The sequence below is a fragment of the Bombilactobacillus apium genome (genome assembly GCF_013385145.1).
In the GTDB taxonomy this organism is placed as follows: Bacteria; Bacillota; Bacilli; order Lactobacillales; family Lactobacillaceae; genus Bombilactobacillus; species Bombilactobacillus apium.
In genome coordinates, this window is sequence record NZ_JABZEC010000002.1 from 110,281 (window position 1) to 125,508 (window position 15,228).

At 41.1% G+C, this 15,228-nt stretch carries 12 protein-coding genes and 1 pseudogene; 6 read left to right on the forward strand and 7 right to left on the reverse strand.

From position 1 onward, the window contains the following. Positions 1–7: 7 nt before the first annotated feature. The 5 genes from HU830_RS02560 to HU830_RS02580 all read right to left on the reverse strand — a co-directional run bounded on the left by HU830_RS02560 (position 8) and on the right by HU830_RS02580 (position 4,461). Positions 8–496 (reverse strand): Dps family protein, encoded by a 489-nt coding sequence (locus HU830_RS02560; RefSeq protein ID WP_407647471.1) that lies wholly within the window; start codon positions 494–496, stop codon positions 8–10. Positions 497–558: 62 nt separating this feature from the next. Further along, positions 559–1,014, reverse strand: a complete 456-nt coding sequence (locus HU830_RS02565) for an 8-oxo-dGTP diphosphatase (RefSeq protein WP_176942232.1) — start codon at positions 1,012–1,014, stop codon at positions 559–561. Positions 1,015–1,050: 36 nt separating this feature from the next. Beyond that, entirely contained in the window at positions 1,051–2,187 is a 1,137-nt protein-coding gene (locus tag HU830_RS02570; protein WP_176942233.1) for an ArgE/DapE family deacylase, read from the reverse strand. A 17-nt stretch (positions 2,188–2,204) separates the two neighbouring features. Beyond that, positions 2,205–2,954 (reverse strand): amino acid ABC transporter ATP-binding protein, encoded by a 750-nt coding sequence (locus HU830_RS02575; RefSeq protein WP_176942234.1) that lies wholly within the window; start codon positions 2,952–2,954, stop codon positions 2,205–2,207. Continuing rightward, a complete protein-coding gene (locus HU830_RS02580) occupies positions 2,941–4,461 on the reverse strand; it encodes an ABC transporter substrate-binding protein/permease (RefSeq protein WP_176942235.1) in 1,521 nt (506 codons plus the stop codon). The genes HU830_RS02575 and HU830_RS02580 overlap by 14 nt, the downstream gene beginning before the upstream one ends. 241 nt (positions 4,462–4,702) lie before the next feature. Between HU830_RS02580 and HU830_RS02585 the strand changes: the two genes are divergently transcribed. The 5 genes from HU830_RS02585 (at position 4,703) to HU830_RS02605 (ending at position 11,627) form a co-directional block, all read left to right on the forward strand. Then, positions 4,703–5,692 carry a nucleoside hydrolase gene (locus tag HU830_RS02585; protein WP_176942236.1) on the forward strand — a complete coding sequence of 330 codons (990 nt, stop codon included), beginning with the start codon at positions 4,703–4,705 and terminating at the stop codon, positions 5,690–5,692. A gap of 162 nt (positions 5,693–5,854) precedes the next feature. Continuing rightward, complete coding sequence (locus tag HU830_RS02590; RefSeq protein ID WP_176942237.1) at positions 5,855–7,012, forward strand: serine hydrolase domain-containing protein; 1,158 nt, start codon at positions 5,855–5,857, stop codon at positions 7,010–7,012. Between the two features lie 152 nt (positions 7,013–7,164). Further along, the gene (locus HU830_RS02595; RefSeq protein WP_176942238.1) at positions 7,165–8,319 is read left to right on the forward strand and encodes a cation:proton antiporter; all 1,155 of its coding nucleotides are present in this window, start codon (positions 7,165–7,167) and stop codon (positions 8,317–8,319) included. A gap of 194 nt (positions 8,320–8,513) precedes the next feature. Then, complete coding sequence (locus HU830_RS02600; protein WP_176942239.1) at positions 8,514–8,858, forward strand: helix-turn-helix domain-containing protein; 345 nt, start codon at positions 8,514–8,516, stop codon at positions 8,856–8,858. A 240-nt stretch (positions 8,859–9,098) separates the two neighbouring features. Further along, positions 9,099–11,627 (forward strand): M1 family metallopeptidase, encoded by a 2,529-nt coding sequence (locus HU830_RS02605; RefSeq protein ID WP_176942240.1) that lies wholly within the window; start codon positions 9,099–9,101, stop codon positions 11,625–11,627. Positions 11,628–11,735: 108 nt separating this feature from the next. Here the strand turns inward: HU830_RS02605 and HU830_RS02610 are convergent. Beyond that, positions 11,736–12,269: pseudogene (locus HU830_RS02610) on the reverse strand (response regulator transcription factor). A 480-nt stretch (positions 12,270–12,749) separates the two neighbouring features. On the opposite strand from HU830_RS02610, the gene HU830_RS02620 reads away from it, so the two are divergent. Further along, a complete protein-coding gene (locus tag HU830_RS02620) occupies positions 12,750–13,250 on the forward strand; it encodes a YbhB/YbcL family Raf kinase inhibitor-like protein (RefSeq protein WP_176942241.1) in 501 nt (166 codons plus the stop codon). 84 nt (positions 13,251–13,334) lie between these two features. Here the strand turns inward: HU830_RS02620 and HU830_RS02625 are convergent, their stop codons facing one another. After that, entirely contained in the window at positions 13,335–15,224 is a 1,890-nt protein-coding gene (locus HU830_RS02625) for an HTH domain-containing protein (RefSeq protein ID WP_176942242.1), read from the reverse strand. Positions 15,225–15,228: the final 4 nt, after the last annotated feature.

The following is a 15,228-nucleotide window of genomic DNA, read 5'->3' on the forward strand; positions in this document are numbered from 1 at the left end:
GATAAATCTATTTGTCGTAGGGACCTCGATCTAAATAGGCACTCAACATCCAGATAATTTTATCAGTATCGGATTTAAAACCATTGAGCATATCTTGGGTTGGTAAATCCTGATCTTGATCGCAAATTTCAATTCCCTTTTGGAATTGATCTCGCAAATACTGATACTGCTTGACTAAGCGATTCATTAATTCTGTGAGCGTGAACTGACCAAATTGGATCTTTTCGTCCGGTAAGCCACTATTCTCCAAAAATTCATGGGTTGTCGCATAAGGTGAACCGCCCAAAGCAATTAAACGCTCAGCAATTTCATCAATTTGTTCAGAAACTTGGTCCATGTAATCATCCATCAAAGGATGCAAGCGGAAAAATTGTTCTCCGCGCATATACCAATGAATCTGGTGCAAATTAGTGTGTAACTGCGTCAAATCCGCAATCAACTGGTTTAATTGTCCTCTTGTTTGCGGAAAATCATACTTTGAATCTACTGTCATCATTCTCCACCTCCGTTTCTTATTTTAAAACTTTTAAAACCAAATAGCCAAAATCTGTTTTCAAATTAATAAAGTTGAGTTTTCCAGCTGGCATCATGGCCAGTTCCGTAAACTTCCGAAAGAGAATCACTTTGCATCACTTGGTACATTGCCCATAAGTCCGCTGATAAATTCTGCTGCGGTAACTCTGAATCTTTAATCCAGAAAACACGCCCCTCTCGCGAATCTTGTAGTTGTCCTTTAAAGGAATGGGCCCGATATAACAAAACTAAGTAAGCTTCATTTTCTTCCGTCGTAAAATCAAGAACACCACATAATTGGGGATCTTCCAAGGTTAAACCTGTTTCCTCAAAAAATTCGCGAATCATAGCGGCTTGCAGTGACTCTCCCGCTTCTACATGACCTCCGGGAAAAGTGATTCCTGGCCAGTCAGGCTTTTGCCGATCTTGGACTAAGATTCGATGATCTTTTGTAGTTAACAAGCAAATATTCGTTAAAGTGGTTAAACGTGCACGACTCATAAGCTAGCCTCTTTTTCCAGTTTCTCTCAGAATACCCTACTGTTGCCAAAAAGCCCATGCCAAAGCTCGATAAAATTTACTTGCTTCTAAATAATCAGCAATTGAAACACACTCATCAGGTTGATGACTAGTTTCTCCCATTCCCGGTCCCACAATAATTATTGGAAATTTCCCCGCCTTAATATATTCAGAAGCATCGGTGGCTCCCGTATCGGCACAAAATTCACCCGTTTGTTGGAACTGCTCCCGCAAGACTTTCGAGGCTAGTTGAGCCAATTTCGTTTTTCTTTGGTCTGGTAAAGGAGGTTCTGGATAACTATAGCGTAATTTCAGATGAGCTCCAGCTTGATTTAACTTTTCCACCACTGCTTCAATTTCTTTCATAATCATCTCGTTAGGATAAACTGGCGTCGTGCGAATATTGCCCCCAATTTGAGCTTGGGCCGGAATCGAATTAATCTGTTCACCACCTTGAATTTGGCTGATCACATGCGTCAAACCGCCGAGAGTCGGATCTTGTTCTTGATGCTGATCCATGATTGTTTGAATTTGTTGAGCAAATTGAATTAAAGGCCAAATGGCATTTTCTCCGCGCTGGGGACAAGAAGAATGGGCACTACGTCCGGTGGAAGTAACATAGTAATCAATAATTCCCTTATGCGTTACCCGGACCCGCATCCCTGTGGGTTCACCAATTACTAGGCCGGCCAAATCGGCAGCATAACCGGTCTGAGTCAATTGAGCGGCACCATATTCTCCTGTTTCTTCCCCAACCGAAGCGAGTAAACGAATTCTTCCCGGGAGTGGCTGATCTTCTTCTAATAAATCAAGCATCGCCACAACCATCGCTGCTAAACCAGACTTCATATCACTAGCGCCGCGACCGTAGACTTTACCAGCCCGAACAACGCCTTGAAAAGGATCCGTCTGCCACATCTTCCGATTTCCCGCAGCGACCACATCTTCGTGTCCTGAAAAACCCAAAATCGGGCCCTGATCGCCAATTTCGACAACTAGGTTATCCCGACCTGGAGCATAATTTATGCGTTTTATTTGTACTGGGTAATCAGCAAAGAGTTGCGCCAAATAATCGGCGACTAAACTCTCTTGTCCATTAACCGTTTCTAAAGCAATTAAATCTTGTAAAATCTTAACTGCTGCTATTGCTTCCATAACTTCGTTTTACCTTCTTATTCTAATACTTTAGCTAAAAAGTCTTGGGCCCGTTCCGTTTGGGGATGTTCAAAGAAATCTTTCGGACTAGCGGCTTCTTGAATATAACCATCAGCCATAAACCAGATTTGATTAGCCACGTTATGGGCAAATCCCATTTCATGAGTTACAACGACCATCGTCATCCCTTCTTGGGCCAAGTCTTGCATAACCTTCAAAACTTCCCCCACCATTTCCGGATCCAAAGCTGAAGTTGGTTCATCAAAGAGCATCACTTTGGGATTCATGGCCAAGGCCCGAGCAATGGCGACGCGTTGTTCTTGCCCCCCAGACAAGCTGTTGGGAAATTCATCAGCTTTATCACTCAAGCCTACTTGGGCCAATAATTTCTTAGCGATCTGCGTAGCTTCTGCTTCCGACATATTTTTCACTTTCATCGGCGCCAACTTCAGATTCTCTAAAACTGTCATATGGGGGAAAAGATTAAAGTTTTGGAAAACCATTCCCATGTCTTCCCGCAAAAGATCCAATTCCTTGTCCTTTAAAGCGGTGAGATCTTGACCGTTAAAGACTACCTGACCGGCAGTTGGTTCATCCAAGAGGTTCAAGCACCGTAAGAAGGTACTTTTCCCGGCTCCTGACGGTCCAAGTAAACAAATCACTTGACCATCATAAACAGTTTCACTGATATCTTTTAAGACTTGATTTTCTCCAAAAGTCTTTTTCAAATGTTTAACATCTAAAACAACTTGTTTATTTTCCGTCATGATTCATCTTTCCTTCCCATAATTTCATGAGCCGTGAGAGGCCAAAGGTCACAATGAAGTATAAGACCATGGTGACAACTAATGGTGCTACTCCCCGATAGGTATCGGCTTGGACAATCCGTGATTGATAAATTAAATCTTTGACACCAATAATCGAAACAATCGAACTTTCCTTAATTAAGGAAACAAATTCATTTCCTAATGCGGGCCAGATATTCTTCATGGCTTGCGGGAAGATGATATACTGCATCGTTTGTTTCTTAGATAATCCTAAGGATCGCGCAGCTTCCGTTTGACCAGTGGCAATGGAACTAATCCCGGAGCGAATAACTTCAGCTACATACGCCGCGGAATTCAAACCAACTGCGATAATCCCGGAGACTAGAGCCGGAATATTAACTACTGTTCCGAGACCAAAGTAGATGAATAATAACTGAACCATCAGTGGTGTGCCCCGGATAAATTCAATATAACAAGTAGCTATTGAATGCAGGATACTATTTTTACTCAACCGCATAAAGGCTAAGATGACTCCTAAAGCAAATCCTAAAATTACGGCAATTGCGGAGATTAATAAGGTATAGCCAATCCCAGCTATGAAGTAATCTTTGTAGGCCCACATCGAGTTACTACTCTGAGGGGACTTTTTGCCAGACTTCTTGGAACTCTTGTCACTAGTAGCAGCCATATACTTGCCGGCTTTAGGTAGGTATTGTTTCTTAATTAAATCTTTCTTTTGAATATCTTTAATTTCTTCATTTACAAAATTAACTAAGGAAGTAGATCCTTTAGGAAAGGCGGCGGAATTTCCAGAAATCTTTTCAGTAATTCCAGATTTAATTGTAACGATCCCGGCAGTGTTATTGGCATAAGCTTCAGCTGACGGCCGACCCATGGCAATTGCGTCAATCTTATGGGTCTTTAAAGCTAAAATTAAATCCGGATTTTTATCCATCCCTTTCATCTTAGCTTTCGGTAACTTTTTCTTCATTAAATCATACTGGATGGTTCCTGTTTGGACCCCAACAGCTTTGGTTTCTAAATTATGATAATCTTTAATCTGATCCCGATCTTCTTGCCGAATAATGAGATTCCAGCCACCATTAAAGTACTTATTACTGAAATCAACACTCTTTTCCCGCTTAGCGGTTTTATTCATCCCCGCTAAGACCATATCAACTTTGCCAGTTTGTAAGGCAACTAACAAAGAATCAAAATCCATTGGTTTAATAACTAACTTAACGCCTAAATCATGGGCAATCTTCTTCGAGATTTCGACATCCATCCCGACAATTTCTGATTTACCATTAATTTTTGTTGTGAATTCATAAGGAGGAAAGTCGGGACTGGTCCCCATGACAATCTTGCCGCGATCTTTCACCTTCTGTAAGTAATTATCATTTGCTTGTGGTTGATCGTCGGCGTGGCTCAAACTCGGGGTCATGAACAGGCCGAATAACAGGGTAAAGGCTAAAAATGAGGTGATTAACTTGCCCAATTTTTTCATCTGTCTCGCTCCTTTTTATTAGATGTTTCATAGTATACTGCTTCTTTCGGAAAAATGCATCCCTTTTTTTAATCAAAAATTAATTTTATTTTTAAATTTAAAATTATCTAATATTTCAGGGAAGAATTCCTCATTTTTAAAGTTAAAAAAATCCGATTGAAGCACGTTTTTTCCTGACAAACGTCTTTCTTTCGGCAACATCATTGTATAATAGGAGTATTCTAATAAAGGAGTAGCAATCTTGAGCAAAATAATTTTAGAACTGGATCCGGGGATTGATGGGGCTTTAGCTCTCGCCTATGCCTTAGCTAATGATGCCACTAGTCCGGTCGCCGCAATTGTGACGAGTTACGGTGAAATCCAAGAAAAACAAGCTTACGACAATACCAATCATTTATTGGATTTGTTACAGCGAACTGATATTCCCGTCTTTCATGGAGCCCAACATCCCCTGGACTTGATGAGTTATACGATGGATCAACAGGTTTCTTCGCATCACGGTCAAAACGGCCTCGGTGACATCAACTTACCGGCGGATTTCAATCCTACACCGCCACCAATTTCCCTAAACGATTTCATTAACCAAACTTGTTTAACCGAAGACCTGATCTATATCTGCACCAGTCCCTTAACCACTTTAGCCTGCTTACTGGCGGAAAATCCCCAACTGCCAGAAAGCTTAAGTCGAGTAATCGTTCGGGCCGGAGTTTTCACTATAGCAGGAGATGCTTCATCTCTAGCGGAAGGAAATATTATGGCTGATCCAGCTGCCGCCCAACAAATTCTAACCGCGAACTTTAATTTGACTCTCGTCCCTCTGGACGCCACCGCGCAGACCAGCTTAACAGCCCAACAAATTAACAACTGGCAAACTAATTCTGTCGGTAAGCAGCTAGCGGCAATGGCTGAATTTTACTTTCAATCATATACTCAAAAGGAGTTAAATTGTCCTTTAGCTGACCCTTTGGCAGTCGGGATTGCCTTACAACCTGACTTAGTCACCGTTAGCCTGCGAGAGGTGGTTTTTGTGGGCTTAGATGAAGCGAACTATGGTCGAAACTTCATCATTCCAGCCCTCCAAGCTGCACAAGCTAATTCTATCGAAATTGTCCTGCAGACAAATGCCCACTGGTTCGGTCAACTATTCCAGGCCCGCATGGCGACTTTCTTAAAACATTTAGCCCAGCCAGAGGCCCCAACTGCCGCCCAATTTCAAACCGCTCTTTCTTAAATCGAAGGATTTCCCGTCTGCTAGTTTTATTAGCAGCGGGGGTTATTTTACATATTACAACCCGACTTTGCAGCTGGCTCTGCCACTATGAAAGCTTAACTCTATGGTATAATATTGCGGGTCACAAACTTGTTGCCTAGATCTAATTTGGGAGATAATTACATGATGAAAAAACTAGCCTTCCAATTGGGGCTCCTGTTAGGCTTTAGCCTACTTATTTTTGCAATCTTTAAAGTTCAAGAACTGCCACAGGAAACCAAACCGGCTACATCAAGCACTAAAGTCGCATCAAAGAAAAAAACGACCAAGTCTAAACCTAAAACCAAGGTCAAAGCGATTGCCAAAACTATCGCCGCCGTTAATGAACCGACAATAGATAGCTACTTACGGACTCAGAACTTTTCGGGAACAGCTTTAGTAGCCCAACACGGAAAGGTCATTTTTCATCAAGCCTATGGTTGGAATAATTCTGATCGTAAAAATGCCAATCAATTACAAACACCTTACCTCATCGGTTCATCCCAAAAATCTTTAATTGCGACCGCTGTTCTCCAATTAGATCAGCAACATAAATTAAATATTGATGATCCATTAGCTAAATATCTCCCGAAGTTTCCCAAGGGTGATCAAATAAAACTCCGTAATTTATTAAATCACACTAGTGGGATTACGGGACGCTCTCAAACCACGGGGACCATCAATCATCAAAAGATTGTCCAAGAAATTGAACAACGTGGCTGTAACGGAAAATTGGGGACTTGGAACTATCTTGACAGTAATTACACCTTATTAGCCTACATCGTTGAACAGATCAGTCATGAAAGCTTGGCACACTATTTACAGGAACATATTTTTAAACCGGCTCAGATTTTCAATTCTGGTTTAATGGAAGTCAAAAAACCGCAAACTCCGATGGGAGATTATAAAATTCGCAACGATGGCAGCATCCTGCACATTACGCTTCCCGACTTATCCCAGCTTTTTGGAGCCGGCGATATCTATATGACCGCTAGCGATTTTTACCGTTATGATCAAGCTTTAATGCATGGGAAATTAATCAATCAGGTGCAACTACAGAAGATGTTTACCAGTGGGAGCACTTCTAAATACGGGATGGGCTTTTATGTCAATCCGGGAAGTTACGCCAGCCACGGAGTTTTAGGTGGTTACAACACACTTAATACTTTTACTCACGATGGGAAAACCACCATTATTTTGTTAGCAAACACTAATCAGGCGCAAATTGGCTTGACAGGGGAACATATTTATCGTTTGTTGAATTCCAATCAAAACACAGATATTCAACGCTTTGGGCACTAACTTGCAATCTTTAAGGATTTCTTCTACAATAAAATTAATTTAATAGTTACGTTTCGGTTGGCTGAAAAGCTTCAAGGACTGGTTCTTTCAGGGGTGTGAAAGAACAGTTTTTGAAGTTTTTTTATTTTTAATTTAAAGAATAGGAGTTTAATGTGGTTACTTTAGGTATTTTAATAATCATTTTATTAGGAACGACAATTGGCGGACAATTAAGTGTTCGTTTAGGGATTCCCACCGTAATTGGGCAATTATTGATGGGAATTATCCTTGGTCCCGCTGGTTTCGGTTGGCTGCAACAGTCGAACCTAATTCATAATTTGGCTGATCTGGGAGTGATTATTTTAATATTTCTGGCCGGAATTGCCAGTAATTTACAACTCTTACGCCAATACTGGCGTCCGAGCGTTGTCGTGGCCAGTTTAGGAATGTTTTTTCCCGTGGTTGTGGTTTATCTCTTAGGAGCCTGTTTTCACATGCCGCCGCTGGAATGTCTTTTCTTGGGAGTAGTCTTTGCAGCCACTTCGGTTTCTATTTCGGTCGCGGTTTTAAAAGAATTAAAACAATTAACAACCCCCAGTGGAACCACGATTCTTGGAGCAGCAGTCGTGGATGACCTCTTAGCAATTATTCTTCTCAGTTTCCTAGTTAGTCTTCTAGGAGATGCTGGCAAGCGCCCCCTGGCAGTTACTATTTTGTTACAGATCGGCTATTTAATTTTCGCGGGCCTGCTTTTAAAATGGTTAGCTCCCCACTTAACCCGGATTTGGCAACATTTACAGCTTCCCCTGCCCGCAACCGGTGGAGCAGTAATTCTCTGTTTTACTTTAGCTTATTTAGCCGAATTTGTTGGTTTGAGTAATGTCTTAGGCGCTTTTATCGCTGGTTTAATTTGTGCCCAAACCGAATTTCACTCCGCAATTGAACACGACTTAGAAGCTTTAGGCGAATCTTTCTTGATTCCCATCTTTTTTGTCAGTATCGGTCTAAATCTTGATTTAAATAGTCTAACTCGCGATTGGTGGTTTATTTGCATTCTAACTTTAGCTGCAATTGGAACTAAATTAATTGGTGCTGGAGGGGGAGCTTACTTACTCCACTTCTCACCAGCGGAAGCTTACGAAATCGGTGCGGGAATGGTCTCTCGCGGAGAAATGGCCTTGATTATTACCCAAATTGGCTATCAGGCAAAACTTTTTTCCGGCGAATACTACACCGCAACCATTTCCGCAATTATCCTCACCACTTTGGCGGCTCCCTTTCTACTACAAGACGCTGTCAGCCGTCTTCCGCAAGCTACTCGATCTTAGGCCGCTCTGCTCATTATATATAAGCAAAATTAACCATCTTTTTATTAAAGGACGTTATAATGAACTTAAAGTTATTATGTTTTAACTCCCCAGTGGCAAATTTAAGTAGATGTTTTTTTACTTAACTGCTTAGATTAGTCCGAATTAACTGGCAGTTACTGTCGTTATGGATACCTAAGTTAGGAGAAATAATAATGAACGATCATGAATTAATAATTAATCGTTTAAAGTTGCTGATGGCCGACCGCAATTTTACTGTGAATAAATTAGCGGCTCGATCAGGCGTCAAATATACGACCATCCGGGCTTTAATGTCCCGCCCAACAGGAGTGCCAAAAGTCAATACTTTACGGGCATTATGTCAGGCCTTAGGAATTTCAGTTCAGGACTTTTTGAATTTTCCTCCTTACAACGAACTTCCTGGAGAGCGTTCTTTAGCTGAAGGTGACTTCCAAAGTGAGTGGGACCGCTTCGGTCACAATTTGACGGAGATGGAAAAACTTCGTATTTATCAAATTTACAAGATTTTTCAACGTTAATTGGAGACTTATAGATTCCGATCTTTTATTAATCGACAATTTAAAAAACTAGCTAGTAACTGCCGGAATCAGTCTAGCTAGTTTTTTTAGACTTTACTTAACGAATTTTTCAAAAACAGTTTTCCTAAGGAGCACTCAATTTGGCTGGGCTTGCAAGTGCAGGTTCTTTTTCTCACTGTGGAGTTTCTTTAAATAGAGTATAATATTGCTAAACTCACTTTTGCAAGTAAAGGAGAATTTATGGCAAATTCAGAACGTTTCTATAACTACTTTCAACCAAGTCACTATGATTTATTTTTTCAGATTGATCGGGACCAAAAACTAATTACCGGACGAACAACAATTACTGGTCAAGCTCAGCAAACCCTAATCAAGCTGCATCAAAAACAACTGATCATCAGTTCAGTCACTATGGCTGAAAAAAAACTAGCTTTTACTCTCCAAGACGGCTGGGTAGAAATCTCCCTGCCGCAAACTGGATCAATAACGATTACTCTAGAATATACTGCTCCTTTAACTGATAAACTTTCAGGAATTTATCCTTCTTATTATCAAGATCAGGGAGTTACTAAGCAGATTATTGGGACGCAATTTGAATCCAATGCAGCCCAGCAGGCTTTTCCTTGTGTGGATGAACCAGAAGCTAAAGCTACTTTTGACTTGGCCTTACAATTTGATGAACATCCCGGGGAAACGGTCCTCAGCAACATGCCCGAGACTAGTTGCGTCAACGGAGTTCATTACTTCCAACGCACTTTACGGATGTCAACTTACTTGTTAGCCTTTGGCTTTGGAGAGCTCCAAAGTCGAAAAACCAAAACCAAAAGTGGCGTTCAAGTCGGGGTTTTTGCGACCAAGGTTCATCAAGCGAAAGAGTTAGATTTTGCTTTAGAAATGGCCCAAAAATCAATTGAGTTTTACGAAGACTTCTACCAAACACCTTATCCCCTGCCCCATTGTTGGCAATTAGCCCTGCCTGATTTTTCGGCAGGAGCCATGGAAAACTGGGGGTTAATTACTTACCGCGAAATCTATCTGCTCTCTGAACCTCAAAATATTCCTTTACGGCGGCAACAAAGTATTGCTACGGTTATTGCCCACGAAGTAGCTCACCAATGGTTTGGCGACTTAGTAACCATGAAATGGTGGGATGATCTCTGGTTGAACGAAAGTTTTGCCAATATGATGGAATACGTTGCCGTTGACGCCATTAAGCCGGAACTAAAAATCTGGGAATTATTTCAAACTCTCGAAGTTCCGATGGCTTTGGAACGGGATGCGACAGCTGGCGTCCAAGCGGTTCATGTCCCGGTCGATGATCCGGATCGCATTGATTCCCTCTTTGACAGCGCGATTGTCTACGCCAAGGGAAGCCGGATGTTGGTCATGGTTCGTTCTTTAATTGGTGATGCCAATTTACGGACCGGTTTAAAAAATTATTTTGCCGCACACCAATACCACAACGCTACCGGAAGTGATCTCTGGCAAGCTCTGGGTGAAGCCAGCGGCCAAGATATTGGAACCATTATGCAATCTTGGCTCCAACAGCCCGGTTATCCCGTCGTTCACGCTCGAATCAAAAATGGCGATTTGGTCTTAGAACAAGAACAATTCTTTACGGGAACTAATCAGACTAGTGACCGGCAGTGGCAAATTCCGCTCCAAAGTAACTATCTCGATCTACCACAAATCATGACGACTTCAACTTTAAATTTAGGCAATTATGAAACTTTAAGGGCCCAAAATAAGCGGCCTTTCCAACTTAATGTGGGCAATAATTCTCATTTTATTATTGACTATGATAAAACTTTATTAGCGGACCTATTGCAAGATAGTTCGCAACTCAATGATCTGGCACAACTTCAATTGCTCCAAGACTTGAATTTACTAGCCACTGGTCGTTATATTTCGACAGCGGAAGTTATTCCTTTGCTGCAGCAATTCGCCACTAGTTCCGCCAATCTGGTCCTCGAACCACTTTTGCGAATTGCCAAAGGTTTACAAAAATTCGTTGAACCTCAATCCCTGGCTGTCAAGGTCTTGCACCAATTCTGGCAACAGTTGACGCAAACTCCGGTTCAACGCCTTGGTTGGCAGGCTCAAGTAGCAGAAGATCATAATGATGAACTGGCGCGACCGGGAGAAATTAGTCTCCTCTTGGCGGCTAAAGATCCGGCAGCCTTAGAAAAAGCCCATCAGCTCTTTCAAGCTCAACAAGACCAACCCCAAAAACTGCCGACAACTTTACGGGCGGCTATTTTAACTAGCGAAATTCGTAACTTTGAACAAGAAGCAGTTTTCCAACAGTTATTAACAGATTATCAAGAAACGACCGACACCAGCTATAAGGCTGATCTGGCGCGAGCCTTGGCGGCGACTCCAACAGAAAAGCATTTAGATCAACTGATTACCAGTCTCACGCAAGCGCAAGTTATTAAGCCGCAAGACCTCTTCACTTGGTGCTACCAATTACTAGCTAATCCGGCTGCTTCCGCCAAAATGTGGGCTTGGTTGGCAGAAAATTGGCCTTGGCTTCAAGATACCTTTGGCGAAGACATTGCTTTTTCTAGCTGTGTCAGCGCCTTTGCCGATAGCTGCCGCACCCCAGAACAAGCGGCCCAATTCCAAGCCTTCTTTGAGCCCAAATTAACCATTCCAGTTCTAACCCAAGAAATTCAACTGGGATTCCAAGCGATTAACAGTCGTGTTGAATTAATCCAAGCTGACCAAGCTGCGGTTCAATCCGCCTTGGCGCAAGCTGTAAAATAAATCTTATCCGAAAAACTCGTTGTTTGATGGAATTTGACTTTGCCAAGTCTTTTCCAATCAGCAACGAGTTTTTATTTTAACTATAATTATTTTTTGAATTCTAGCTTCTTAGACGAGCCATTTATTCTTACGCGCCAAATTTAAAGCTTCTAAGCGATTATGAACTCCCAGTTTACTAAAATAAGTAATTACGCACTGTCCCATCGGAAAGAAATAATTGCTTGGCAATTTCCTTGGAAGTCGTTCCGGTAGTCGCGACTTGCAAAACTTCTAATTCTCTTTCTGACAAAGGATTTTGATCAGCAGAAAACATGTTCTGGACTAACTCTGGAGCATAAACTGTTTGACCTTGTATCACTGCTCGAATGGTGGCAATTAATTGATCACTAGGACTGTCCTTGAGCAAAAGTCGTCATAATAATCACCTTAACGGGCCAACCCCGTTCTTTAATCAAGTCGACCACATCGAGGCCATTTTTTTGGCATTTCGATATCTAGGATAGCCACTTGCGGTCGCTCTTAGGCAGCTATGGCTCTATTTAGGGCCGTCCCCACAACTTGTAAATCAGCTTCTAAATTTAATAATTGCGTTAAAGTAGTATTTAACATACTTTGATCTTCCGCTAAGAATAAAGAAATCATTTTTCTGCTCCTTTTGTGGCAGCCTTAAAGTGACCAAAGTTCCTTCTGATCGGGCTGTAACCGCAAAGCTTCCCTGTAGGCTTTCCATCCGTTTTTGCATTCCTAAAATTCCATTCGAACCCGTACGTTGATAAACTTGCGGTTGACCTAAGACTTGCACCGTTCCCTGGCCAGGTAGTAGACCTAATAAGATTTTCAGTAAGGTGGCTTTTCCGACACCATTGACCCCCTACAAGCCAATAATTTCGCTGGAATTGATGGTCAAATTGAGATCTGTAAAAACCGGGTGATTCCCATAGCTAAATTTTAAGTGTTCTGCTGTAATTGCTGGCATAATTGAGTTCCTCCATGGCTCTTAGTATAAAATAAGTCACAAATAAGGCCTAGTAGACCTTGTCATCCATTGGAGATGACAAATATCACTTTTCCAAGCAGCGGTATAATGACTTTAGCAACAATAATTTTAAAGGAGTGATTTTGATGCACGTAACCGTTCCCTTAGTTGATGGTCAATTAGCAGCTATTTATGGCAAGTATGCCCCCAGTGAATATCAAATTGCTGCCCATCCGGTTCGATCTTTTCCCCTTGAAGTAACTGAACTACCGAAAGCCACCCAGACTTGGGCCTTGGTCTTATTGGACTTTGATTCCACCCCTGTTTGTGGTTTTCCCTGGATTCACTGGTCGGTGGCTAATTTAAGTCCTAAACAGACCCAACTCCCAGCCAACGCCAGCCGTGATCTAGATCTAATTCAAGCTAAAAATAGTAATGCTGGACCTTTAGTCGCGGGTGATCCCCAAATACAAATTGGTTATGTTGGTCCGCAACCGCCGGATCAAACCCACAACTATACCCTCTTCGTTTACGCTTTAGATATAAAATTAACTTTAACTAACGGCTATTGGTTAAACGAGTTTTACCGCCAAATGCAGGGTCACATTTTGGATCAAAGCAAAATTGAATTACCTAGTCCAGCTTAGGATCCTTGAAAGTTAAAATATCTCCCAGAAAAAATCTTTCTGAGAGATATTTTTTACTGAAGTTACTATTTTATTTTTTTAGTCTTACCGTTTAAAAAAAGTGGCATAGGAATTAACCGGCTGTTGCTTTAAAGTTCCTAAAACTTGGGGAAATTTGACAATTTGTAAGCAAACATTAGCCAACATTTTAAATTTAATCCCTTGTTCTGCTATTTGAGTATCAATAACAACTACCACTGCCTGCGTTTCGGTTGGCGGGAGAAAAATTTGCAAACTTTCGTAATCACTGTGTAAATTAGCGTAAAGTTCTAACTTCTGTTGAGTCGGTAATTGCAATTCCAACTTACCATAAGTTGAGCCAGTAAATTGCCACGGTTTTGTAACTTTTTGAATTGTGATCGGCGGTAAAAAATCATCGTACTGATAGGATTTAAAGAAAAATTCTTCCAAACTTTCTACGTATTCACTTTGACTAATAGTCTCATCGACAAAGAAAATCGGCCGTAAATCAATATTCATATTTCGACCGTAACTACCACAGAGATAATAATCATAATTTTTTTGATGTTCACGCAATTCATAAAGTGAGCGACTATCAACACATTCAATATAGCGCCCAAAATAATGTAACAAATTAAATTTAATTTGTTGGGTACTTAACTTGCCATTCAAAGCAATTACCGCTAAGCGTAACTTGCGGTGGGGCAAATGAAGCCGATTGATGATTCCCTGAATAATATTAGCGATAATATTTTGTTCACGTTGCGAAAAATAGTAATGATAGCGTTCCTCTAAGCGTCCCAAAGCCTGCTGTAAATATAATTGGACTAAGGGAGAAAATAAAGTCACTGGGTCATTATACAAAGAAAGATCGACATCATCAGCAATCTCCCAATTAATCTTCAAGGCAATCGGTAGAAAGACTTTGGACAGATCTTTGAAACCGGTGTAATCATTATTCAAAATTCCTGGAACTTCTTCTTGAAAGAATTGCAACAATTCAGTTACTAAATTTTGAGCTTGGGGATACAAATGACCATAATTTTCCCAAGATAAATCGCGATAATGATACAAATCAACACTCATCACTGTTACCTGAATCAAAAATTCTTGGAGTTCCGAGGTTAATTGTAAAGCCAAATTTTGTTGCAAACATCCCTTTAAATCTTGGACAAATTGAACTTCTCGAGCTGCTGTCAAGCTAAGATCTGCCGCTGGTAACCAAGATTTTTCGGGTAAGCCCCAACGTTGCTGCCAATTATGCAAGACAATTAGTAAAGTTAAAAAGCGTTGACTAGTGACATCCGAAAAAGCCAACTCACTTTTCGTTAAAATTTTCCAAAATTGCTCCTGTAATTTTTGCCGTTGGCGGATGGGAAATTGAAATAAACGCTCGTAATCGGGAAAAGAATTATGGGTTTCTAGACCCAAGTATTGATAAGTTCGAACCAATAAGAGTAACCGGCAGCTGAAAGCTCCCTGAATTTGCCAGCCCTGTTGCGCTAGCCAAGTCAACTGTAATCGATAACGCCGACAGATTTGACGAACCTGATCTAACTCGAAACTCAAAGAATTATTCGCATTAATCAATAACCTCTGTTGTAAGAGCCAAGTTGCTTGGGGCTTTTTTTGACTTAATAAGATCCGACATAAGTCCAAAACCCGTTGTTCCTTAGCAGTTAAAATATCCCCAGAAGCCAATTGCAAGCGTTCTCGCAATTGTTGTAATAATTGCGGAGATTGGACTTGTAAGCGATAACCGTGGGCTCTTTGAGCTTGAATCTGAATTTCTTCTTGCTTTGCCAAATAACTCTGTAAAGTAGTTAAATCACTTTTAATAGTTCGCGGACTGACGGCTAAAGACCGGGCTAATTGTCTACTGGTGACAAAACCTTCTTGGCGTAACAATAAGATAAACAAACTTTCATAGCGTTTTCCCAATTGTAAAATCCACATTATTTCTTCAATCTGCACTAGC